We start from the raw sequence: 23,295 nt of genomic DNA on the forward strand, positions 1-23,295 counted from the left end.
CGCGAGCGCCTTGCCGAAGCCGCCGCGCTGGCCGGCCGCGCGGCGCTGGCGCGCGCCGGCCGTCGAATACGCGTCGAGCTTGCGCACGACGGTCTCGAAGTCCTCGTATGAATAGTGCATCAGCTTGCCGGCCAGGCGCTGCGCGGCGCCGTCGAACACGAGGCGCTCGTGCACGAGGTCGTCCGAGAACCGCGCGGTGCCGCGCCGGAACAGGCGCGGCACCCAGTCCGGATACCAGCCGCTGTGATGGATCCACTGGCCGCAGAAGCTCGACAGCCGGTCGACCGCATAGACCTGGGCGGCCGGCGCGCGGATCGCGTCGCGAATCGACCGGGCGAGTTCCGGCGTGACGACTTCGTCGGTATCGAGCGACAGGATCCAGTCGGTGCCGAGCGCGTCGAGCGCGCGGTTCTTCTGCGGGCCGAAGCCCGGCCAGTCGCGCTCGACGATCACGCGCGCGCCGTGCGCCTGCGCGATCGCGACGGTATCGTCGGTGCTGCCGCCGTCGATGACGACGACGTCGTCGGCGAACGACAGCGCGCCGAGGCACTGCGCGAGCCGTGCGGACGCGTTGAGGGCGATGAGGGCGACGCCGAGGGAGGGTTCAGCCATGAAATCGTCGGAAAGGCGGTGAAATCGGTGAGCGGCAGTATACCCGCGGCCCGGCCGCCGGCCGCATCGTCCCTGCCCGTGCCGGCGGGGGCGGTGCGGCTATAATGTTGGGCCCTTTTAGGCACCCGCCCGACAGGGGCGAACGCCCGGGCGGCCACGCGCCGGGCGCCGCATCGCGGCTCAAGAAGGATTGCCTTGGAAACCCAGAACACACTTCGCAAACCGATGGACGGCACCGGCACTTCGCCGGTCACGGTCCTCAAGCGCCTGTGGCCGTACATCCGGCCGCTGATCGGCATCGTGGTGCTCGCCGTGATGACGATGGGCGTCGTCGCGGCCACCGAGGCCGGTATCCCGGCGCTGCTCAAGCCGCTGCTCGACCACGGTTTCGGCGCGCACGGCAGCGACAACGCGAAATGGTACGTGCCGATCGCGGTGATCGGCCTCGCGCTCGTGCGCGGCGTATCGCAGTACACGTCGAATTACCTGCTCAACTACGTATCGAACCGCATCCTGCTGCAACTGCGGCTCGAGATGTTCCAGCGGATGCTCCACACCGGCGCGTCGTTCTTCCAGCGCGAAACCGCCAGCACGGTGATCAACGCGATCGTGTTCGAGGTCAACCAGATCCTGTCGGTGCTGACCGGCGTGATGGTCACGCTCGTGCGCGATTCGCTGACCGTGATCTTCCTGCTCGGCTATCTGTTCTACCTGAACTGGCGGCTCACGCTGATCGTCGCGGTGATCCTGCCCGGCATCGGCTGGCTCGTCAGCAAGATCAACCGCCGCCTGCGCCGCCTGAACCGCGAGCACCAGACGCTCACCAACGAGTTGTCGTACATCGTCGAGGAGACGGTCGGCGGCTACAAGGTCGTCAAGGTGCACAACGGCGAAGCGTACGAGATGGACCGCTTCACGACGATGAGCAAGCGCCTGCGCGGCTACGCGATGCGCATGACGATCTCGGGCGGCCTCGCGCAGCCGCTCACGCAGTTCCTCGCGTCGATCGCGCTCGCGGTCGTGATCACGATCGCGGTCGTGCAGTCGTCGAACGACCAGACGACGGTCGGCGGTTTCGTCGCGTTCGTCACGTCGATGCTGCTGGTGATCTCGCCGCTCAAGCACCTGATCGACGTCAACCAGCCGCTGCAGCGCGGGATGACGGCCGCCGAGCTGATCTTCGGGCTGATCGACGAGCCGGCCGAACCGCAGGGCGGCGGCCGGCCGCTGACGCACGCGCGCGGCGAGATCGAATTCCGCAACGTGTCGTTCGACTACGGCGCGGCCGAGCGGCCGACGCTCGACCGCATCTCGTTCAAGGTCGCGCCGGGCGAGATGATCGCGCTGGCCGGCCCGTCCGGCAGCGGCAAGACGACGCTCGTGAACCTGCTGCCGCGCTTCTTCGACCCGACCGACGGTGCGATCCTGGTCGACGGCGTGCCGGTTTCCGACTACGACCTCCATGCGCTGCGCGGCCAGATGGCGATGGTCAGCCAGGACGTCGTGCTGTTCAACGACACGATCGCCGCGAACGTCGCGTACGGGCAGACGCCCGATCGCGCGCGCGTGCAGGCCGCACTCGAGGCCGCCAACCTCGCCGATGCGGTCGCCGCGATGCCCGAGGGCCTCGACACGCTCGTCGGCGGCAACGGGATGCGGCTGTCCGGCGGCCAGCGCCAGCGGCTCGCGATCGCGCGCGCGATCTACAAGGACGCGCCGATCCTGATCCTCGACGAAGCGACGTCGGCGCTCGACTCGGAATCGGAGCGCCACGTGCAGGCCGCGCTCGAACGGCTGATGGAAGGCCGCACGACGCTCGTGATCGCGCACCGGCTGTCGACGATCGAGCGTGCGGATCGCATCCTCGTGCTCGAGGCCGGCAAGATCGTCGAGGAGGGCAGCCATGACGAACTGCTGCGCCACGGCGGCCTCTACGCGCACCTGCACCGGATCCAGTACCAGCAGCAGGCCGCGTAACGCGCGGTCATGCGGCCGCGCGGTGCCGTGTGCTAGTCTTCATCGGGCAGTTCGAGTGGTTTCGTTCGACGTGACGACACGGAGGGAGAGCGCGATGAGGAAGATGCACGGGATGATGCTGGCCGCGATGATCGCGGCGGGTTGCGCCGCGCCGGCCGCGATGGCGCAGGACCACGGCAACCACGACGACCGGGGCGGCCACGGCATGCAGCATGGCCACGGCCCGAAACACATGCCGCCCGGCCAGATGCGCCATGAGGACGACGTGCCGCCGCGCTGGGCCGACCAGCCGCGCCGCGAGTGGCACAAGGGCGACCGGCTTCCCCCCGAATTCCGCGATCGCCAGTACGTGATCGACGACTGGCGCGGCTATCGCCTGAGCCCGCCGCCGCGCGGCTATCAATGGGTTGGCGTCGGCGGGGATCACCTGCTGGTGCAGATCGGTTCCGGCATCGTGCTGCGGATCGGCGACTGACCTTGCCGAGCGCCCGGCACGTATCGCGATGCCGCGATGCGCGCCGGGCAGCCGCGTCACTTCGCTTGCGCGCGGCGGAACCAGCGCCGCTCGATTCTCGACATCACCCAGCACACGCCCAGCGCACAGACGGTGCCGAGCGTCACTTCGCCGAGCCGCACCAGCGGGATGTCCCACAGCGGGCCGTTGCCCGGGAACAGCATCACGATCGTCGCGGTCACGCCGCCGAGCCGTGCCGCGCTGCCGACGTTCAGGCACCAGCAGCAGACGATCACGACCGCGACCGTGATCGCATACGTGACGAGGCGATCGCCGCCGACCGCCGCACCGGCGAAGCCCAGCATGCCGCCGACCATTGCGCCGATGAACTGGTCGCGCGACAGCGACATCGTGTCCGAGTAGTTGTGCTGCGTGACGGCGATCGCGGTGATCGCCGCCCATACGGCCTGCTCGGTATGCATCGCGCGGCCGATCGCATACGCGAGGCACGCGCCGCAGACGGCCTGGAGCGCCATCAGCCCGCCTTGCGCGAGCCGTTCGCTGAATGACAGCCCCTTGAACAGATCGAAGATCGACTGCTGGATCTGCTGGCGGGCTTCGTTGAGTGTCCTGATCGTATCCATCGTGAGTCGGCCAAGAAGCGGGTAACGGCGGCGCGCCGCGTTCAGTGCGCCTGTTCGGGCGAGGCGGCAGCCGGCTCGTCGGCCGCCGCCTCGCCGTTTGCGACACGCGTTTCGGGCATCACGAGCCAGACCAGCAGCACCGCGAGCGCGCCGGCGCCCGCGAGCCCGAAGAAGCTGACCGCGTTGCCGAAGTGATCGGCGACGTAGCCGGCCGCGGCCGTGCTGAGGGTCGCGCCGATTCCGGCCGCGAGCCCGAACAGCCCGATGCACAGGTTGTAGCGGCCCTTGCCGCCCGCGACGTCGGCCGCGATCAGCGGCAGCATCACGCCGAACACGGCGGCGCTGATGCCGTCGAGCATCTGCACCGGCACGAGCAGGTACGGGCTGCTCACGCCGGCGAACAGCAGCGCGCGCACGGGCAGCGCGGAGAAGCCGAGCAGCAGGATCGGCCGGCGCCCCCAGCGTTGCGCGGAGCGGCCGACCCACGGCGACAGCATCGCGACGATCGCCTGCGGCACGATGATGCACGCGGCGATCACGAGCTGCACGTTTTCGCCCATCCCGGCCGTGACTTCGCCGGCCGCGAGGTTCAGCATCGCCGCGTTCGACAGGTGGAACAGCACGACGCACGCAGCGAAGATCAGCATCCGGCGGTCGCGCAGCAGTTCGAGCAGCGTTTCGCGTTCGCCGGCTTCGTCGTGGTGATCGTCGGGCTTCGACGATTGCGGGATCACTTCGTGGGTCGGCTGGATCATCGCGAGCGCGAACAGCGCGGGCAGCGCCAGCACGGCGGTCAGCCAGAACACCGCGCGCGCGGAGAAGTATTCGCCGGTGAGCCCCATCAGGCCTGCCGCGACCGCACTGCCGATCGATGCCCAGCGCGCGTTGCGGCCGAGCCGGTCGCCGAGGTCGGCGCGGCCGACGAGCGAGAACGAGATCGCGGCCATCGCCGGCACGAGCATGCAGCTCGCGAAACCGTGGAATACCTCGGCGGCGATCACCGGCACGATCGTCGGGCTCGACGCGAGCAGCACCGCCGACAGGATGATGGCCGCGATCGCCCAGGCGGCCGCGCCTTTCTTGTTCTTCAGCGCATCGACGGCCGCGCCGCCCGGCACCTGGCTGACCATCGCGCTGATCGTGCCGATCGACAGCACCATGCCGATTTCGCCCTGCGTCCACTTGTGCGATGCGAGGTAGGACGCGATGAACGGGCCGAAGCCGGTTTGAACGTTTGCAACGAAGAAGTTGAGCCAGTCGAGGGACCGCAGACTGCGTACGCTGACGGAATGCTTGATCGTCATCGGGCAGCACTCGCAGAGGAAGCCGGGGCTGGCGCGACGGGCGGGTAGACCGCGACGACCGGCTTGTCGGCCGCGTAGGGCGGCGACGCCTTGATCTGCGCGTCGTTCAGGTCGAGCTGCGGGTGCAGCGCCTTGTCGCGCGTGACGAAGCGCAGCGCGCCCCAGCTCGCGGCGATCGAGCGGCGGTCGGTATTGACGAGGCCGCCGAGGTCGAGCACGACCGCCTGCGGCTGCGCGGCGCGGTCGATCAGCACGTCGACGATGCGGCCGATCTTCGTGCCGTTCGGGCGCTCGACGTCGCTGTCGAGCATCGGCAGCCGCGTCGCGGGCGACGCCGCGGCCGAACCCGACAGCGGCACGGCCTTCGGCCGCGCGGCCGGCGGCAGGTCGCCCGACGGCACGTCGAGCACGATCGGCTCCTGTTTGCCGCCCGGCGTGAAGCGGAACACGTTCCACGGGAAGACGACCTTGCGGTCGCCGACGCCCATGAAGCCCTGCAGGTTGACGATCATCTCGCGCGGCTTGCCGCTTCCGTCCACCACCATGTCGACCGCGCGACCGACCACCTTGCCGTTGCGGCGCGCGACTTCGCTGTCGAGCAGCGCGTGGATCTGGGTGCGGTCGAGCGGGCGCGTCGCGACGATCGGCGGGGGCGGCGGCGGTGGCGGTGTCGGCGATTCGGGCCGCTGCACGGGCTTCGGCCGCGTCACTTCGCGGTGCGGCTTCTTCGGTGCTTCCGGCGCCTCGGGTTGCGTCGGCGCCGGCACGGGCGGCATCGTCAGCGGCTCGCCGGCGGTTTCCTCGATGGGCTCGACGAGCGCCTCGCTGATCGGCGCGGGCGGGTTCTGGACCGGCAGCAGCCCGCAGCCGGACAGCAGCGCGACGGCGGCGAGAATCAGGAAGACCGTCGAGGACGGCAACGACTTGCGGGATGCGGGAAACGGAAGTCCGCCGCTCATTGACACTCACTCCATGGGTCGGGGGCGGCCCGAGGGCACGCGGCTGGCGATGGATGGCGGGTGCGGGCGGCGCACCACGCGAGGTGAGAGTTTAACGTGTCTTGCTTTCAGGACCGATTTCGACGGCTTGTCGCAGGCTGACCGTCGGGAAAAGGAAGGGATCGGTGGCGGGCGAGGCGCGGCGTGGGGCCGGGCCGCGGCGCCCGGTCATCGGCGACGATGCGGGCGCCGCGCATGGCCCGATGCGCGGCGCAGGAAACCGGAAGGTCAGGCGTCCGGATACCACGCGTCGGTGAAATCGCTGACCTTGACGTCCGTCAGTTCCGGACGGGCGGCCAGCCAGCCGCGCACGAGCTCGCGATCGGCGTCGGTCGTCGTGCCGCGCGGCGCGCCGGAGATCACGTAGGCGCCGATGCCTTCGTCCGCGGATGCGACGGTCATCAGCCCGTTCGCCTCGACGAAGTCGATGAACGCGTCGATCAGTTCGCCGCGCGCGAGATCGGTCATGTCGTTGCGGTAGTGCGCGGTGGCGTTGAACGCGAGTTCCTGGAACTCGCCGATGTGGAGTTTCTTGCGCTGGCGGCGGTTGTGGCCTTGGCTCATGGTGGGTGATGAATGCGAAAAGGGGTGAATGAAAGGGCGGCGGCGGGCGCCGGCGCGACAGGCGCGAGCGGCCCGGGCACCGCATCCGGACGCCGCGCGGCGATGCCGGCGGCGCAGGGGCGGAGCGCTACATCAGCACGATATCGTACTGCTCCTGACTCAAATTCGACTCGACCTGCAGCGATACCGGCTTGCCGATGAAGTCGATCAGCATCGCGAGATGCTGCGACTCTTCGTCGAGGAACAGGTCGATCACCTGCTGCGCGGCGATCACGCGGAATTCACGCGGATTGAACTGCCGCGACTCGCGCAGGATCTCGCGCAGGATGTCGTAGCACACGGTGCGCGACGTCTTGACCTGGCCCTTGCCCTGGCAGGTCGGGCACGGCTCGCACAGCACGTGCGCGAGCGATTCGCGCGTGCGCTTGCGTGTCATCTCGACGAGCCCGAGCTGCGAGAAGCCGTTGACCGTCACGCGCGTGCGGTCGCGCGACAGCGCCTTCTTCAACTCCGACAGCACCGCGTCGCGATGCTCGGCGTTCTCCATGTCGATGAAGTCGATGATGATGATCCCGCCGAGATTGCGCAGCCGCAGCTGGCGCGCGATCGTATGCGCGGCCTCGAGATTGGTCTTGAAGATCGTGTCGTCGAAGTTGCGCGCGCCGACGTAGCCGCCCGTGTTCACGTCGATCGTCGTCATCGCCTCGGTCTGGTCGATCATCAGGTAGCCGCCCGACTTCAGGTCGACGCGGCGCGACAGCGCACGCTGGATCTCCGTCTCGATGTTGTACAGGTCGAACAGCGGCCGCTCGCCGGTGTAGTGGTGCAGCTTCGGGCTCACGGCCGGCGTGAACTCGCCCGCGAATTCCGCGAGGCGCTGGTACGTCTCGCGCGAATCGACCTGGATGCGCGTCGTGTCGTCGTTCGCGAAATCGCGCAGCACGCGCTGCGCGAGATCGAGATCCTGGTACAGCAGGCTCGTCGCCGGCAAGCGCTGCGCCTGCGCGACGATCGTCGCCCACGTCTTGCGCAGGTACGTGACGTCGCCGGCCAGTTCGTCGGAGGTCGCATCCTCGGCGATCGTGCGCACGATGTAGCCGCCTTTCTCGTCCGGCGGGATCACGGCCGTCAGGCGCGCACGCACGGCCTCGCGCTCGGCTTCGCTCTCGATCTTCTGCGAGATGCCGATATGCGGCTCCTGCGGCAGGTAGACGAGCGTGCGGCCCGCGATACTGACCTGCGTCGACAGCCGCGCGCCCTTCGTGCCGATCGGATCCTTGATCACCTGGACCATCAGCGTCTGGCCTTCGAACACGATCTTCTCGATCGGCTGGTGCGGCGTGCCCGACTGCGGTTCGCCGGCGAGGCGCGGATGCCAGATATCGGCGACGTGCAGGAATGCCGCGCGCTCGAGGCCGATGTCGATGAACGCCGACTGCATGCCCGGCAGCACGCGCACAACCTTGCCGAGATAGATGTTGCCGACCCGCCCGCGCGACAGCGTGCGCTCGACGTGAAGCTCCTGCACCGCGCCTTGCTGCACGAGTGCGACCCGCGTTTCCTGCGGCGTGAGGTTGATCAGGATTTCTTCGTTCATGGTGGGCTTCAGAAGGCGATACGCGCGGAGCGCAACAGCGCCGCGGTCTCAAAAAGGGGCAGACCCATGATACCCGAATGGGAACCGTCGATCCGCTCGATGAATTCGGCGGCGCGTCCCTGGATCGCATACGCGCCGGCCTTGCCGAACGGCTCGCCGGTTTCGACGTAGCGCGCATAGGCGTCGCGCGACGCGGCCGCGAAGCGTACCGACGAGCGCGACAGCGCGGGCGGCAGCAGTTCGCCGCCGGCATCGATCACGGCGACGGCGGTCAGCACCGCGTGTTCGCGGCCCGCGAGGCGCATGAGCATCGCGAGCGCGTCGTCCGCGTCGGCCGGCTTGCCGAGGATCGCGCCGTCGATCGTCACGGTCGTGTCGGCGACCAGCACCGGCGCGGCCGGCTTGCCGCTCGCGACGAGGCGCGCACGTGCGGCCTCGGCCTTCGCGATGGTCACGCGCCGCACGTAGGCGTCGGCGGCTTCGCCGGGCAGCTCGGCCTCGAGCGCTTCGGCATCTTCGTCGGGGCGCGGCAGCAGCAGTTCGAAGCGAACGCCGATCTGCTGCAGCAGCTCCTGGCGGCGCGGGCTTTGGGAAGCGAGGTAAAGGATCGGGAAAAGCGCGGGGGACGTGCTGGACGGCATGGTGTCGTTATCTCGGTGTGCGCGCGCGGCGCGCGTCTCGAGGACGACACGTCATGCGCGGTGGTAGGGGTGATTCTGCGTGATGCTCCACGCCCGGTAAAGCTGTTCGGCGAGCAGCACGCGCACCATCCCGTGCGGCAGCGTCATGCTCGAGATGCGCAGCAGCACGTCGGCGCGCGCTTTCAGTTCCGGATCGAGCCCGTCGGCGCCGCCGATCACGAACGCGACGTCGCGGCCGTCCTGCTGCCAGCCGGGCAGCGCCTGCGCGAGCTGCATCGTGGTCCAGTCGCGGCCGCGCTCGTCGAGCGCGACGAGGCGCGCGCCCTTCGGCAGCGCGGCTTCGATCTTCTGCCGCTCGGCCGCCATCACGCTTTCGGCGCTGCGGCCGCCCGAACGCAGTTCGGGCTTGATTTCGCGCAACTCGATGCGCAGCTCGGGCGGCATCCGCTTCGTGTATTCGTCGAAGCCGGATGCGATCCAGCCCGGCATCTTGTGGCCGACCGCGAGGATGAAAAGCTTCATCGGAACACGCGTGACGGCTTAACGGCGGCGGGCGGCCGTCTTGCGCGCCGGGCGTGCGGGCGCGGCTTCCTCGTCGTCCTCGTCGCCTTCGCTGGCCGTGGCAAAGCCGTTCGGGCCCTTGTCGCCGCCGAGCTTCATCCGCACGGGCTTGTCGCCCCAGATTTCCTCGAGGTTGTAGTACTGGCGCAGGGCCGGCTGCAGGATGTGCACGACCGCGTCGCCGCAATCGACCAGCACCCATTCGCCGGTGTCTTCGCCTTCGGAGCTGACGATGTCGCCGCCGGCTTCCTTGACCTTGTCGCGCACGCTCGAGGCGAGTGCCTTGGTCTGGCGGTTGGACGTGCCCGATGCGACGACCACGCGGTCGAACAGTTCGGTCAGGTGGCTGGTGTTGAACACCTTGATGTCTTGCGCCTTGACGTCTTCGAGGGCGTCGACGATCACGCGCTGCAGTTTGCGAATATCCATGGATTCAGGAATGGTAGAGGCGATGTTGAAGAATATAGGCCCATACGGCGGCCGGCACATGCTCGGCCGACGCATCGGGCATTTGCGCATGGCGCGCGATGCATTCGCGCAGGTGCGCGCGGATGTCGGTCGCGGCGATGTCGAACGAAAGGGTCGTATCGATCAGCAGGTGGCCGGCCGGCGTGGCCTTCAGCACGTCGGCGCCGGCCTGCCGCGCGGCGATTTCCCGCGCGACGTCCGGCGGCGCGGTGCCCAGGTCGAAACCCGGGCGCGTCGACACGCAGATGTGCGCGAAGTCGAACAGCTTGCGCCAGTCGCGCCACGTGTCGAGCCGCACGAGCTGGTCGGCGCCGATCAGCAGCGACAGCGAGGCATCCGCACCGATGCGCTCACGCCAGCGCGCGAGCGTCTCGACCGTGTAGGTCGGGCCGGCGTGCTCGATCTCGTCGGTGGCGACGGTCACGGTCACGCCCGGCAGGGACAGCGAGCCGGCGGCCGCGCGCGTCATCGCGAGCCGGTGCTCGGCGGCCGACACGTCGCGCTTCTGGTACGGCTGCCCGGCGGGCAGCAGCACGAGTTCGGTCAGGCCGAGCAACTCGGCGAACCGGCGCGCGAGCGCGAGATGGCCGTCGTGGATCGGGTCGAAAGTACCGCCCAGCAAGCCGATACGACGCGGCAGCGGGGCGGGGCGGGCGGTGGTGTCCAGAAACGCGTCCTTTCCTTGGGGCAGCGGGGCGCGCGGGCTCACACCCAGTCGCGCGGCACGATGAAGTCGCTGTACAGGCGCGCTTCGGGCGTTCCCGGCTCGGGCTGCCAGTTGTAGCGCCAGTTCGCGACCGGCGGCATCGACATCAGGATCGACTCGGTCCGGCCGCCGCTTTGCAGGCCGAACAGCGTGCCGCGGTCGAACACGAGGTTGAATTCGACGTAACGGCCGCGGCGATACGCCTGGAAGTCGCGCTCGCGCTCGCCGTACGGCAGCCCGGCGCGGCGCTCGACGATCGGCAGGTAGGCCTGCAGGAACGCATCGCCGACGCTTTGCATCAGGTCAAACGAGCGTTCGAAACCGGGCTCGGAGAAATCGTCGAAGAAGATCCCGCCGATGCCGCGCATTTCGTTGCGGTGCTTCAGGAAGAAATACTCGTCGCACCATTTCTTGAAGCGCGGGTAGAGTTCGGCGCCGAACGGGTCGAGCGCATCCTTGCAGGTCTGGTGGAAATGCCGCGCGTCGTCCTCGAAACCGTAAACGGGTGTCAGATCCATGCCGCCGCCGAACCAGAACACGGGCGCCTCGCCCGGTTTCGTCGCGATCAGCATCCGCACGTTCATGTGGACGGTCGGGCAGTACGGATTGCGCGGGTGCAGTACCAGCGACACGCCGAGCGCCTCGAAGCCGCGGCCCGCGAGCTGCGGGCGCGCCGCGCTCGCCGACGGCGGCAGCGCGTCGCCCGCGACGTCGGAAAAGCCGATCCCCGCGCGTTCGAACACGCGGCCGCCTTCGAGAATCCGCGTGCAGCCGCCGCCGCGCAGGCGTTCGGCCGGCCCGCGCTGCCACGTGTCGGTCGCGAGCGGCGTGCCGTCGAGCGCACCGAGCGCGTCGGCGATGCGTGTTTGCAGGCCCTGGAGGTACGTGCGCACGCGCGCCACGTCGTAGGTCGAATCGGTCATGTCTGGACTGGGCGCCCCCGCCCGAAGCGGGGGCCGTAAAAAAAGGCCTCTGCCGGGCATTCTATCGAACCCCGGCAGAGGAGCCGCCGCCGCGCGGGGGCGGGGCGGCGATTGCGACGTCACGCGCTCTTGCGGTTGAGCGCGCGGAAGCCGATGTCGCGGCGGTACTGCATGCCTTCGAAATTGATCTGGTTGATCGTGTCGTACGCATGCTGCTGCGCTTCGCGCACGGAATCGGCAAGGCCGACCACGCACAGCACGCGGCCGCCGGACGTCACGAGCTTGTCGCCGTCGCCGAGCGTCGTGCCCGCATGGAACGTCACGGCCTGCTCGGTTTCGGCCGGGATCCCGTTGATGCGGTCGCCCTTGCGCGGCGCGTCCGGATAACCGTGCGCGGCCAGCACGACGCCGAGCGCGGTGCGACGGTCCCAGTCGAGCTCGACCGTGTCGAGCGTGCCCGCGATCGCCTGCTCGACGACCTTCGAGAAATCGCTCTTCAGGCGCGCCATGATCGGCTGCGTTTCCGGGTCGCCCATCCGGCAGTTGAACTCGAGCGTGCGCGGATTGCCGTCCTTGTCGATCATCAGGCCCGCGTACAGGAAGCCCGTGAAGCGGATGCCGTCCTTCTCCATCCCGCGCACGGTCGGCATGATGATCTCGCGCATCACGCGTGCGTGCATCTGCGGCGTGACGATCGGCGCGGGCGAATACGCGCCCATGCCGCCGGTGTTCGGGCCGCGGTCTTCGTCGAGCAGGCGCTTGTGGTCCTGGCTCGAAGCCAGCGCCAGCGCGTGCTTGCCGTCGACCATCACGATGAAGCTCGCTTCCTCGCCGTCGAGGAATTCCTCGATCACGACGCGCGCGCCGGCATCGCCGAGCTTGTTGCCCGACAGCATCATGTCGACGGCTGCGTGCGCTTCTTCCAGCGTCATCGCGACCACGACGCCCTTGCCGGCCGCGAGGCCGTCGGCCTTCACGACGATCGGCGCGCCCTTCGCGTCGATGTACGCGTGGGCGGCGGCCGCGTCGGCGAAGGTTTCGTAGTCGGCCGTCGGGATGCCGTGGCGCTTCATGAACGCCTTCGCGAAATCCTTCGAGCTTTCGAGCTGCGCGGCTTCGCGGGTCGGGCCGAAGACCTTCAGGCCGCGTGCGCGGAACAGGTTGACGATGCCGGCCGCGAGCGGTGCTTCCGGCCCGACGAGCGTGAACGCGACGCCTTCGCTTTCCGCGAAATCGGCGAGTGCGTCGAGCGACGTGATATCGACGTTCTTCAGACGCTCGTCCTGCGCCGTGCCGCCATTGCCGGGCGCGACGTAGACCATCTGGACGCGCGGCGACTGCGCGAGCTTCCACGCCAGCGCATGTTCGCGGCCGCCGGAACCGACGACGAGTAGTTTCATGGGATTCCCCGCAGACTAGAAAACAGGGCGGCCGGCACGCTCAGGCGCGCCGGCCGCGGAATCGGTCGGGCCGCCGCCCGCGACAGGCGAGCGGCGGCCGGCATCTCATTCCTCGACGATGACGGCGTTCGTGTACACGTCCTGCACGTCGTCGAGGTTCTCGAGCGCGTCCAGGAGCTTCTGCATCTTCGCCGCGTCGTCGCCGGTGAATTCGACTTCGTTCTGCGGCTTCATCGTCACTTCGGCGAGTTCGGCCTTGAAGCCGCCGGCTTCGAGCGCGTCCTTCACCTTCGAGAATTCCTGCCAGTCGCACAGCACTTCGATCGAGCCGTCGTCGTTCGTGTTCACGTCGTTCGCGCCGGCTTCGAGCGCGGCTTCCATCAGCGCGTCTTCCGACGTGCCGGGCGCGAACAGGAACTGGCCGACGTGATCGAACATGAACGCGACCGAGCCGTCGGTGCCCATGTTGCCGCCGAACTTCGAGAACGCGTGGCGAACTTCCGCGACCGTCCGCGTGCGGTTGTCGGTCAGCGTGTCGACGATGATCGCCGCGCCGCTGATGCCGTAGCCTTCGTAACGGATCTCTTCGTAGTTCGCGCCGTCCGCGCCGCCGACGCCGCGATCGATCGCGCGCTTGACGTTGTCCTTCGGCATGTTCGCGTCGGCCGCCTTGTCGACCGCGAGGCGCAGGCGCGGGTTCGAGTTGACGTCGCCGCCGCCGAGGCGCGCCGCGACCTGGATTTCCTTGATCAGGCGGGTCCAGATCTTGCCGCGCTTCGCGTCGGCCGCTGCCTTCTTATGCTTGATGTTGGCCCATTTCGAATGACCAGCCATACCTTTCTCCGTGCCCGGGCGCGCGGCGCGGGCGATTGTTTCAGTGTGTCGTTGAGTCGGCGGCCGTGTCGGCGGGCATGAAGCCGCGGGGCCGCGCGTATCGAGTGGATCGTGATTTTATCACGCGGCGACCGCCGGTTCGGGGCCGCCGCGCCTGGCCGAACGGCCGGGCAGGCCGTCGCGGACCGGACCGCGCGCCGCGCGGCCGTGCGGGCACTCAGTTCTTGGTGCCGAACAGGCGGTCGCCCGCGTCGCCGAGGCCCGGCACGATGTACGCGTGCTCGTTCAGGTGCGAATCGAGCGACGCGACGAACAGCTTCACGTCCGGGTGCGCGTCCTGGAACACCTGGACGCCCTCGGGCGCGGCGACCAGCGCGACGAACATGATGTTCGCGGCCGGCACGTTGCGGCGCTTGAGCACGTCGACCGCATGCACGGCCGAATAGCCGGTCGCGACCATCGGGTCGCACAGGATGAAGATGCGGTCTTCGAGGTCCGGCAGGCGCACCAGGTATTCGACCGGGCGGTGGTCCTCGGCGCGATACACGCCGATGTGGCCGACGCGTGCGGACGGCACCAGGTCGAGCAGGCCGTCCGACATCCCGATGCCCGCGCGCAGCACGGGCACGATCGCGAGTTTCTTGCCCGCGATCACGGGCGCGTCGACTGCCACCAGCGGGGTTTCGACCCGTTTGGTCGTGATCGGCAGGTTGCGGGTGATCTCGTAGCCCATCAGCAGCGTGATCTCGCGCAGCAGTTCGCGGAACGTGCGCGTGGACGTGTCCTTGTCGCGCATGTGCGTGAGCTTGTGCTGGATCAGCGGGTGATCGGTGATGAAGAGGTTCGGGAAACGGCTGTCCTGTTTCATGACGGAGGCGCCTTGGCGGCAAAAGGGGATCGGGGCGGCGGCGGGCGAACGCCGGCCGCCGCTTATGGCCGCAATTTTACCAAGGCGCGCCGCATGATCCGGATATTATCGACGTCTCACGACAATCCGCGCGCCGCGCCCGCCCGTTCGCCCGTCCACCGGCGCGGCGGGGCCGTCCCGGCGCGCGTCGCCACCAGGGAGTCGACGATGGATCTCGGTATCGAAGGAAAGACCGCGCTCGTATGCGCGGCGAGCAAGGGGCTCGGTCGCGGCTGCGCGGAAGCGCTGGCCGCCGAGGGCGTGAACCTCGTGATCGTCGCGCGCACGCGCGACACGCTGGAGGAAACCGCGGAGGAGATCCGCGCGGCGTCGAACGTGTCGATCACCCCGGTCGCGTGCGACATCACGACGCCGGAAGGCCGCGCGGCCGCGCTCGCCGCGTGCCCGCAACCGGACATTCTCGTGAACAATGCCGGCGGCCCGCCGCCCGGCGACTTCCGCGACTTCTCGCACGACGACTGGATCCGCGCGCTCGAGTCGAACATGCTGACGCCGATCGAGCTGATCCGCGCGACCCTCGACGGGATGATCGCGCGCCGCTTCGGCCGCATCGTCAACATCACCAGTTCCGCCGTGAAGGCGCCGATCGACGTGCTCGCGCTGTCGAACGGCGCGCGCTCGGGGCTGACCGGCTTCGTCGCGGGGCTGTCGCGCAAGGTCGCGGGCCAGGGCGTGACGATCAACAACCTGCTGCCGGGGCTGTTCGACACCGACCGGATCGCGACCACGCTCGCCGCCTCGGCGCGGGCGCAGGGCGTGACGGTCGACGACCTGCGCGCGCGGCGCACGAAGGACATCCCGGCCGGCCGCCTCGGCACGCGCGCCGAATTCGGCGCGGCATGCGCGTTCCTGTGCAGCGTGCATGCCGGCTACATCACCGGGCAGAACTGGCTGCTCGACGGCGGCGCGTATCCGGGCACGTTCTGACGCGCGGCTTTTCGATTCACGATCACGACAACAACCGGACGACGAAGGAACTGGAGATGAGCAAACCCCGCATCGCATTGATTGCGCACGACGCGAAGAAGGACGAGATCGTCGCGCTCGCGGGCGAATACCGCGCGACGCTCGCGCAATGCCGGCTGGTCGGGACGGGCACGACGGGCGGCCGCATCGCGGCCGCGCACGGGCTCGAGGTCGAGCGCAAGCTGTCGGGCCCGCTCGGCGGCGACCTGCAGATCGGCGCGGAACTGGCCGAGGGCCGCGTCGACATCGTCGTGTTCCTGCGCGATCCGATGACCGCGCAGCCGCACGATCCCGACATCACCGCGCTCGTGCGCGCGTGCGACGTGCACGACGTGCCGGTCGCGACCAACGTCGCCACCGCGCGGATGCTGCTCGACGACCTGGCGCGCACCATGCAGGACGTGTGCTAGGCGCGGGCCGCGCCCGATTGCCCCTGCCGGCGGCAGGGCCATGCACGCACGGCGGCAACGCGCGAGAATCGTGCGTCTCGATGCGCACCCGCAGCCCGGTTCCTGGATGAACCGGCCGGCCCGCGCATCGGCGACCCGGATTTTTTCCTGACCGATAGACAGACGAGGAGCGAAACGATGCCGAAAGCAATCCGATACGACCAGCCGGGCGGCCCGGAGGTGATGAAGTGGGTCGATGTCGAGGTCGGCGAGCCGCAGGCGGGCGAAGTCCGCATCCGGCAGCACGCGGTCGGGCTCAACTACATCGACGTGTATTTCCGCACCGGCCTTTATCCGCAACCGCTGCCCGGCGGCCTCGGGATGGAGGCGGCGGGCGAGGTGACGGCCGTCGGCGACGGCGTGACCGCGTTCAAGGTCGGCGACCGCGTGGCGTATGTCGGGCAGCCGCCCGGCGCGTATGCGCAGGAGCGCGTGATGCCGGTCGGGCGGCTCGTGAAGCTGCCGGACGGCATCGGCTACGACGATGCGGCATCGGTGATGCTGCAGGGCCTGACCGCGCACTACCTGCTGCGTCGCACGTACCCGGTGAAGGCCGGCGACACGATCCTGATCCACGCGGCGGCCGGCGGCGTCGGCCTGCTCGTGTGCCAGTGGGCGAAGGCGCTCGGCGCGACCGTGATCGGGACGGTCGGTTCCGACGAAAAGGCCGCGCTCGCGAAGGCGCACGGCTGCGATCATCCGATCGTCTACACGCGCGAGAACTTCACGCAGCGCGTGAAGGAGATCACGCACGGCGCGGGCGTGCCGGTCGTCTACGATTCGATCGGCAAGGACACCTACATCGGCTCGCTCGACTGCCTCGCGCCGCTCGGTTATTTCGTCAGCTTCGGCAACGCGTCGGGCCCGCTGCCGCCGATCGATTCGAAGGAGTTCTCGTCGCGCGGGTCGCTGTTCTTCACGCGGCCGACGCTGTTCTCGTACATCGCGAAGCGCGCCGATCTTGAATCCGCGGCCGCCGAGCTGTTCGACGTGATCCTGTCGGGCAAGGTGAAGACCAGCATCAACCAGCGTTATCCGCTCGCGGAAGTCGGCCGCGCGCATGCCGAGCTCGAAGCGCGCAAGACCACCGGCTCGACGATCCTCGTTCCCTGACCCGATTCTCCGTGCCGGCGCCGCGCCGGCACGCGCCCTCGCGGGCGGCGCCCCGGCGCCGCCCGTCCCGCCTTCCGGTTCGCCTCGTCCGCGTGTTTACACGTTTTTTATATCCGCCCCGATACCTTTGACCCGTCCTTTACGTGCGTTCCCATAAGGTTCTAGTCGTCTGATTTCGACGACGGAGAACACAAAAATGGATGGGGTTTTCATCGGCGCTCTGGTGCTCTTCACCACGCTGATCCTCGGCTTGGTTGCCGGTTGCGACAAGCTCGTGCAATACGGTCGCGGGGGGCGGGCATGACCTGGATGCTTTGGCTGGCGGGCGCCTCGACGGCCCTGCTGTTCGCGTATCTCGTCTTTGCGCTGCTGCGCGCGGAGGACATCGAATGAACGCGAACAACCTGTTGCAGACGCTGCTGTTCATCGTCGTGCTGCTCGCGGCGGCGGTGCCGGTCGCGCGCTACCTGAGCGCGGTGATGGACGGCAGCTCGCGCGTCGTGCGCGTGTTCGGGCCGCTCGAACGCGCGCTGTACCGCATTGCCGGCGTCGATGCCGGCAGCGAGATGAACTGGAAACAGTACGCGATCGCGACGATCGCGTTCAACGCGCTCGGCGCGCTGTTCCTCTACGGCCTGTTGCGCCTGCAGGGCTTCCTGCCCGGCAACCCGCAGCAATTCGGCGCGATGACGGTCGACGGCGCGTTCAACACGGCCGTCAGCTTCGTCACCAACACGAACTGGCAGGACTACACGCCCGAGCAGACCGTCAGCTACCTGACGCAGATGCTCGGCCTGACCGTGCAGAACTTCCTGTCGGCGGCGACCGGCATCGTCGTCGTGATCGCGCTGATCCGCGGCTTCGCACGTCACACCGCGCAGACGATCGGCAACTTCTGGGTCGACCTGACGCGCGTGACGATGTACGTGCTCGTGCCGATGTCGGTCGTGATCGCCGCGCTGCTGATGAGCCAGGGCGTGATCCAGAACATGAAGGCCTACCAGGACGTGCCGGTGCTGCAGACGAGCACCTACGCGGCGCCGAAGCTCGACGCGCAGGGCAATCCGGTGAAGGACGACAAGGGGAATGCGGTCACGGTGCCGACGCCGCTGACCAGGCAGACGCTCGCGATGGGCCCGGTCGCGTCGCAGGAAGCGATCAAGATGCTCGGCACCAACGGCGGCGGATTCTTCAACGCGAACTCCGCCCATCCGTACGAGAACCCGACGCCGTTCGCGAACTTCATCCAGATCTTCGCGATCCTGATCATTCCTGCCGCGCTGTGTCTCGTGTTCGGCCGCATGATCGGCGACCGCCGGCAGGGCATCGCGGTGCTCGCGGCGATGACGGTCGCGTTCGTGATCGCGATCGGTGTCGAGGTGAATGCCGAGCAGGGCGGCAACCCGACGCTCGCCGCGCTGCACGTCGATCAGTCGGCAAGCGCGCTGCAGCCGGGCGGCAACATGGAAGGCAAGGAAACGCGCTTCGGCATCGCGCAGACCGGCATCTTCACGGTCGCGACGACGGCCGCGTCGTGCGGCGCGGTCGACACGATGCACGATTCGCTGACGCCGCTCGGCGGCCTCGTGCCGATGCTGCTGATGCAGCTGGGCGAGGTGGTCTACGGCGGGGTCGGTTCGGGCCTCTACGGGATGCTCGTGTTCGCGCTGCTCGCGGTGTTCGTCGCGGGCCTGATGATCGGCCGCACGCCGGAGTACGTCGGCAAGAAGATCGAGGCGTACGAGATGAAGATGGTGTCGATCGTCGTATTGCTCACGCCGCTGCTCGTGCTGGTCGGCACGTCGATCGCCGTGCTCGCCGATGCGGGCAAGGCCGGCATCGCGAATCCCGGCCCGCACGGCTTCTCGGAAATCCTGTACGCGTTCAGCTCGGCCGCGAACAACAACGGCAGCGCGTTCGCGGGCCTGACGGTCGGCACGCCGTTCTACAACTGGATGACCGCGATCGCGATGTGGTTCGGCCGCTTCGGCACGATCGTGCCGGTGCTGGCGATCGCCGGTTCGCTCGCCGCGAAGAAGCGCATCGCGGTGACGAGCGGCACGCTGCCGACGCACGGTCCGCTGTTCGTCGTGCTGCTGCTGGGCACCGTGCTGCTGGTGGGCGCGCTGACCTACGTGCCGGCGCTCGCGCTCGGCCCGGGCGTCGAGCACCTGATGATGTGGCTGGGCGCATGACGCGCGGCGACACGTTGAAAAGACTGAAGAGATTGAAGAGATCGCAATGACTCAACATTCCGCAACACGGTCCATGTTCGATCCGGCGCTGCTGCGCCCGGCGATCGTGGACTCGTTCAAGAAACTCACGCCGCGCACGCAGTTCCGCAACCCGGTGATGTTCTGCGTGTACGTCGGCAGCATCCTGACCACGATCCTGTGGATCGCGGCGCTCGCCGGCCAGGCCGAGGCACCCGTGGGCTTCATCCTCGCGATCGCGCTGTGGCTGTGGTTCACCGTGCTGTTCGCGAACTTCGCCGAGGCGCTTGCCGAAGGGCGCTCGAAGGCACAGGCCGCGTCGCTGCGCAGCGCGAAGAAGGACGTGATGGCGAAGAAGCTCAACGAGCCGCATCCGAAGTCGCCGATCCGCGTCACGACCGCGTCGGATCTGCGTAAGGGCGACGTCGTGCTGGTCGAGGCCGGCGACGTGATCCCGGCCGACGGCGAGGTCGTCGACGGCGTCGCGTCGGTCGACGAATCGGCGATCACCGGCGAATCCGCGCCGGTGATCCGCGAATCGGGCGGCGACTTCTCGTCGGTGACGGGCGGCACGCGCGTGCTGTCCGACTGGATCGTCGTCAAGGTCACCGCGAACCCGGGCGAGGCGTTCCTCGACCGGATGATCGCGATGGTCGAAGGCGCGAAGCGCAAGAAGACGCCGAACGAGATCGCGCTGACGATCCTGCTGGTCGCGCTGACGATCGTGATGCTGCTCGCCACGGCGACGCTGCTGCCGTTCTCGATGTTCTCGGTCGATGCGATGAAGGCCGGCCACGTGGTGACGATCACCGCGCTCGTCGCGCTGCTCGTGTGCCTGATCCCGACGACGATCGGCGGCTTGCTGTCCGCGATCGGCGTGGCGGGGATGAGCCGGATGATGCAGGCGAACGTGATCGCGACGTCGGGCCGCGCGGTGGAAGCGGCCGGCGACGTCGACGTGCTGCTGCTCGACAAGACCGGCACGATCACGCTCGGCAACCGCCAGGCGTCGACGTTCGTGCCGGCGCCGGGCGTGACCGAGGAAGCGCTGGCCGACGCCGCGCAACTGTCGTCGCTCGCCGACGAAACGCCGGAAGGCCGCAGCATCGTCGTGCTCGCGAAGGAGCGCTTCAACATCCGCCAGCGCGACATGGCGCAACTGCACGCGACGTTCCTCGGCTTTTCCGCGCAGACGCGGATGAGCGGCGTCGACCTGCCGGGCCGCGAGATCCGCAAGGGCGCGGCCGACGCGATCCGCCGCTACGTCGAGACGCATGGCAGCCGCTTCCCGGAAGACGTGCGCCGCGCGGTGGACGACGTCGCGCGCCGCGGCAGCACGCCGCTCGTCGTGGCCGACCTGCACGAAGGGGCGGCGCGCGTGCTCGGCGTGATCGAGCTGAAGGACATCGTGAAGGGCGGCATCAAGGAGCGCTTCGCGGAGCTGCGCAAGATGGGCATCAAGACCGTGATGGTGACGGGCGACAACCGGCTGACGGCCGCGGCGATCGCGGCGGAAGCGGGCGTCGACGACTTCCTCGCGGAAGCGACGCCGGAAACCAAGCTCGCGACGATCCGCGAGCACCAGGCGGCCGGGCGGCTCGTCGCGATGACGGGCGACGGCACGAACGACGCGCCGGCGCTCGCGCAGGCCGACGTGGCCGTCGCGATGAACACCGGCACGCAGGCCGCGAAGGAAGCCGGCAACATGGTCGACCTCGACTCGAACCCGACGAAGCTGATCGAGATCGTCGAGATCGGCAAGCAGATGCTGATGACGCGCGGCTCGCTGACGACGTTCTCGATCGCGAACGACATCGCGAAGTACTTCGCGATCATCCCGGCCGCGTTCGTGACGACCTACCCGCAATTGCGCGTGCTCGACATCATGCACCTGACGTCGCCGGCGTCCGCGATCCTGTCGGCGGTGATCTTCAACGCGCTGATCATCGTCGCGCTGATCCCGCTCGCGCTGAAGGGCGTCACGTACCGGCCGCTCGGCGCCGCGTCGCTGCTGCGCCGCAACCTGCTGGTCTACGGTCTCGGCGGCGTGCTGCTGCCGTTCCCGTTCATCAAGCTGATCGACATGACGCTCGCCGCACTCGGCTGGGCCTGAGCCGGCCGTCCTTGAAGGAAACATCATGAAAACGTTGATTCGCCCGCTCGTCGTGCTCTTTGTGGTCCTGACCGCCGTGACGGGCCTGGCTTACCCGGCCGTGATGACCGTGTTCGGCCAGGCTGTGTTCCCGTCGCAGGCGAACGGCAGCCTGATCGAGAAGAACGGCCAGGCGGTCGGCTCCGCGCTGATCGGCCAGTCGTTCGATGCGCCGAAGTATTTCTGGGGCCGGCTGTCGGCCACCGCGCCGATGCCGTACAACGCGACCGGCTCCGGCGGCTCGAACCTCGGCCCGCTGAATCCGTCGCTCGCCGACCAGGTGAAGGGGCGCATCGCCGCGCTGCGCGACGCCGGGACCGACATGTCGAAGCCCGTGCCGGTCGACCTCGTGACGGCGTCGGCGAGCGGTCTCGATCCGGAGATCACGCCGGCTGCGGCCGCATACCAGGTCGAACGCGTTGCAAAGGCGCGCAACCTGACGCCGGACGCGGTCGCGCAGCTGGTCGCCGCGAACACGACGGGCCGCCAGTTCGGCGTGCTCGGCGAGCCGCGCGTGAACGTGCTGAAGCTGAACCTCGCGCTCGACGCGGCGCAGGCCGCGCACTGATTCGGGTACCCGACGACCGGCGTCCGGCGCGGCATGACCCGCGCCGGACGCATTCATTCCCGACGGCGCATGCGCCGTCTTTGCCTTTTGCGGCGATTTGGCACAACAATGCTCGTACTCGCGCGCATCCGGGCGCTCCGCTTTCCTGACGCATGAACCGTCCCGATCCAGACCAACTCCTCGACAAGCTGCAGCGAGACGAAGAAAAGCAGCGGCGCGGCCAGCTCAAGATCTTCTTCGGCGCGTCGGCCGGTGTCGGCAAGACCTACGCGATGCTGCAGGCCGCGCGCCAGCGCCTGCAGGAAGGCGTCGACGTCGTCGTCGGCATCGTCGAGACCCACGGCCGTGGCGAGACCGCCGCGCTGCTCGACGGGCTCGACGTATTGCCGCTCGCGCGCATCGACTATCGCGGCCGCACGCTCGCCGAATTCGACCTCGACGGTGCGCTCGCCCGCCAGCCGCAACTGATCCTCGTCGACGAACTCGCGCATTCGAACGTGCAGGGCGCGCGGCACCTGAAGCGCTGGCAGGACGTCTACGAACTGCTCGACGCGGGCATCGACGTCTATACGACCGTCAACGTCCAGCATCTCGAAAGCCTGAACGACGTGGTCGGCGCGATCACCGGCATCCGCGTGTGGGAGACCGTGCCCGACCGCGTGTTCGACGCGGCCGACGAGGTCACGCTCGTCGATCTGCCGGCCGAGGAGCTGCTCGAGCGGATGCGCGACGGCAAGGTCTATCTCGCGCAGCAGGCCGAGCGCGCGGTGCGCAACTTCTTCCGCAAGGGCAACCTGATCGCGCTGCGTGAACTCGCGCTGCGCCGCACGGCCGATCGGGTCGACGCGCAGATGCGCGAATACCGCGCCGACCGTTCGATCCAGCGCATCTGGCAGGCGCGCGAGCGGCTGCTCGTGTGCGTCGGGCCGGGCGCCGAAGCGCCGACGCTCGTGCGCGCGGCCGCGCGGCTCGCCGCGAGCCTGAAGGCCGACTGGCTTGCCGTGTACGTGGAGACGCCGCGCCTGCAGCGGTTGCCCGACGCGCGGCGGCAGCGCACGCTCGATGCGCTGAAGCTCGCGGCCGAGCTCGGCGCGGAAACGGCCACGCTCGCGGGCGCCGACGCGGTGGCCGCGCTGATCGGCTATGCGAAGGTGCGCAACGTGTCGAAGATCGTCGCGGGCGGCTCGCCGAAGGCCGGGCTCTTGCGCCGCCTCGCGCGGCCG

23 protein-coding genes and 1 pseudogene are annotated in these 23,295 nt (G+C 68.7%); 10 read left to right on the top strand and 14 right to left on the bottom strand.

Features of this window, described 5'->3' with window-relative positions; genetic code table 11:
- Window positions 1–612, bottom strand: a 612-nt coding sequence (locus tag G3N62_RS25795) for a glycosyltransferase family 2 protein (protein ID WP_206141338.1), incomplete at its 3' end; no start/stop codon positions are given.
- Between the two features lie 225 nt (window positions 613–837).
- Here G3N62_RS25795 and msbA point away from each other — a divergent pair.
- Window positions 838–2,589: a lipid A export permease/ATP-binding protein MsbA gene (msbA, locus tag G3N62_RS25800; protein WP_059558135.1), complete on the top strand. Its 1,752-nt coding sequence runs from the start codon at window positions 838–840 to the stop codon at window positions 2,587–2,589.
- Between the two features lie 94 nt (window positions 2,590–2,683).
- Window positions 2,684–3,064: an RcnB family protein gene (locus G3N62_RS25805; RefSeq protein ID WP_034190758.1), complete on the top strand. Its 381-nt coding sequence runs from the start codon at window positions 2,684–2,686 to the stop codon at window positions 3,062–3,064.
- Between the two features lie 56 nt (window positions 3,065–3,120).
- Here the strand turns inward: G3N62_RS25805 and G3N62_RS25810 are convergent, their stop codons facing one another.
- The 13 genes from G3N62_RS25810 to upp form a co-directional block, all read right to left on the bottom strand.
- On the bottom strand, window positions 3,121–3,687 hold the full coding sequence (locus G3N62_RS25810) for an FUSC family protein (RefSeq protein ID WP_034190759.1): 567 nt from the start codon (window positions 3,685–3,687) through the stop codon (window positions 3,121–3,123).
- Window positions 3,688–3,728: 41 nt separating this feature from the next.
- The gene (locus G3N62_RS25815) at window positions 3,729–4,991 is read right to left on the bottom strand and encodes an MFS transporter (RefSeq protein ID WP_034190760.1); all 1,263 of its coding nucleotides are present in this window, start codon (window positions 4,989–4,991) and stop codon (window positions 3,729–3,731) included.
- Window positions 4,988–5,950, bottom strand: coding sequence for a PRC-barrel domain-containing protein (locus tag G3N62_RS25820; protein ID WP_034190761.1), 963 nt, complete (start codon window positions 5,948–5,950; stop codon window positions 4,988–4,990). Before G3N62_RS25820 ends, G3N62_RS25815 begins: the two co-directional genes overlap by 4 nt.
- A gap of 267 nt (window positions 5,951–6,217) precedes the next feature.
- Window positions 6,218–6,553, bottom strand: a complete 336-nt coding sequence (locus tag G3N62_RS25825; protein WP_034190762.1) for a 50S ribosome-binding protein YggL — start codon at window positions 6,551–6,553, stop codon at window positions 6,218–6,220.
- A gap of 127 nt (window positions 6,554–6,680) precedes the next feature.
- Entirely contained in the window at window positions 6,681–8,150 is a 1,470-nt protein-coding gene (gene rng / locus G3N62_RS25830) for a ribonuclease G (protein ID WP_034190763.1), read from the bottom strand.
- An 8-nt stretch (window positions 8,151–8,158) separates the two neighbouring features.
- Complete coding sequence (locus G3N62_RS25835) at window positions 8,159–8,791, bottom strand: Maf family protein (RefSeq protein WP_124670614.1); 633 nt, start codon at window positions 8,789–8,791, stop codon at window positions 8,159–8,161.
- A gap of 51 nt (window positions 8,792–8,842) precedes the next feature.
- Entirely contained in the window at window positions 8,843–9,313 is a 471-nt protein-coding gene (gene rlmH / locus G3N62_RS25840; RefSeq protein ID WP_006484265.1) for a 23S rRNA (pseudouridine(1915)-N(3))-methyltransferase RlmH, read from the bottom strand.
- Window positions 9,314–9,331: 18 nt separating this feature from the next.
- Window positions 9,332–9,781, bottom strand: a complete 450-nt coding sequence (gene rsfS / locus G3N62_RS25845; RefSeq protein ID WP_034190765.1) for a ribosome silencing factor — start codon at window positions 9,779–9,781, stop codon at window positions 9,332–9,334.
- A gap of 4 nt (window positions 9,782–9,785) precedes the next feature.
- Complete coding sequence (locus G3N62_RS25850; protein WP_226104024.1) at window positions 9,786–10,511, bottom strand: nicotinate-nucleotide adenylyltransferase; 726 nt, start codon at window positions 10,509–10,511, stop codon at window positions 9,786–9,788.
- Between the two features lie 14 nt (window positions 10,512–10,525).
- Window positions 10,526–11,449, bottom strand: a complete 924-nt coding sequence (gene hemF, locus G3N62_RS25855; RefSeq protein ID WP_034190766.1) for an oxygen-dependent coproporphyrinogen oxidase — start codon at window positions 11,447–11,449, stop codon at window positions 10,526–10,528.
- A 119-nt stretch (window positions 11,450–11,568) separates the two neighbouring features.
- Window positions 11,569–12,849 carry a phosphoribosylamine--glycine ligase gene (gene purD / locus G3N62_RS25860; RefSeq protein ID WP_034190767.1) on the bottom strand — a complete coding sequence of 427 codons (1,281 nt, stop codon included), beginning with the start codon at window positions 12,847–12,849 and terminating at the stop codon, window positions 11,569–11,571.
- 105 nt (window positions 12,850–12,954) lie between these two features.
- Window positions 12,955–13,683, bottom strand: coding sequence for a YebC/PmpR family DNA-binding transcriptional regulator (locus G3N62_RS25865; protein WP_034190768.1), 729 nt, complete (start codon window positions 13,681–13,683; stop codon window positions 12,955–12,957).
- Between the two features lie 217 nt (window positions 13,684–13,900).
- Complete coding sequence (upp, locus tag G3N62_RS25870; protein ID WP_006478229.1) at window positions 13,901–14,551, bottom strand: uracil phosphoribosyltransferase; 651 nt, start codon at window positions 14,549–14,551, stop codon at window positions 13,901–13,903.
- Between the two features lie 207 nt (window positions 14,552–14,758).
- On the opposite strand from upp, the gene G3N62_RS25875 reads away from it, so the two are divergent.
- The 8 genes and pseudogenes from G3N62_RS25875 to G3N62_RS25910 all read left to right on the top strand — a co-directional run.
- Complete coding sequence (locus tag G3N62_RS25875; protein WP_034190769.1) at window positions 14,759–15,538, top strand: SDR family oxidoreductase; 780 nt, start codon at window positions 14,759–14,761, stop codon at window positions 15,536–15,538.
- 56 nt (window positions 15,539–15,594) lie between these two features.
- Complete coding sequence (locus G3N62_RS25880; RefSeq protein ID WP_034190770.1) at window positions 15,595–15,987, top strand: methylglyoxal synthase; 393 nt, start codon at window positions 15,595–15,597, stop codon at window positions 15,985–15,987.
- A 177-nt stretch (window positions 15,988–16,164) separates the two neighbouring features.
- Window positions 16,165–17,139, top strand: coding sequence for a quinone oxidoreductase (locus tag G3N62_RS25885; protein ID WP_069705567.1), 975 nt, complete (start codon window positions 16,165–16,167; stop codon window positions 17,137–17,139).
- Between the two features lie 300 nt (window positions 17,140–17,439).
- A complete protein-coding gene (gene kdpF / locus G3N62_RS25890; protein WP_006752209.1) occupies window positions 17,440–17,532 on the top strand; it encodes a K(+)-transporting ATPase subunit F in 93 nt (30 codons plus the stop codon).
- Complete coding sequence (gene kdpA / locus G3N62_RS25895) at window positions 17,529–19,334, top strand: potassium-transporting ATPase subunit KdpA (RefSeq protein WP_049036779.1); 1,806 nt, start codon at window positions 17,529–17,531, stop codon at window positions 19,332–19,334. The genes kdpF and kdpA overlap by 4 nt, the downstream gene beginning before the upstream one ends.
- A 46-nt stretch (window positions 19,335–19,380) precedes the next feature.
- Window positions 19,381–21,465 (top strand): potassium-transporting ATPase subunit KdpB, encoded by a 2,085-nt coding sequence (gene kdpB, locus G3N62_RS25900; RefSeq protein WP_124670615.1) that lies wholly within the window; start codon window positions 19,381–19,383, stop codon window positions 21,463–21,465.
- A 25-nt stretch (window positions 21,466–21,490) separates the two neighbouring features.
- The gene (kdpC, locus tag G3N62_RS25905) at window positions 21,491–22,072 is read left to right on the top strand and encodes a potassium-transporting ATPase subunit KdpC (RefSeq protein WP_049036776.1); all 582 of its coding nucleotides are present in this window, start codon (window positions 21,491–21,493) and stop codon (window positions 22,070–22,072) included.
- A 152-nt stretch (window positions 22,073–22,224) separates the two neighbouring features.
- Window positions 22,225–23,295, top strand: a pseudogene (locus G3N62_RS25910) (two-component system sensor histidine kinase KdbD); the annotation flags it as partial.

The sequence above is a fragment of the Burkholderia sp. Tr-20355 genome (assembly GCF_017104685.1).
In the GTDB taxonomy this organism is placed as follows: domain Bacteria; phylum Pseudomonadota; class Gammaproteobacteria; order Burkholderiales; family Burkholderiaceae; genus Burkholderia; species Burkholderia seminalis.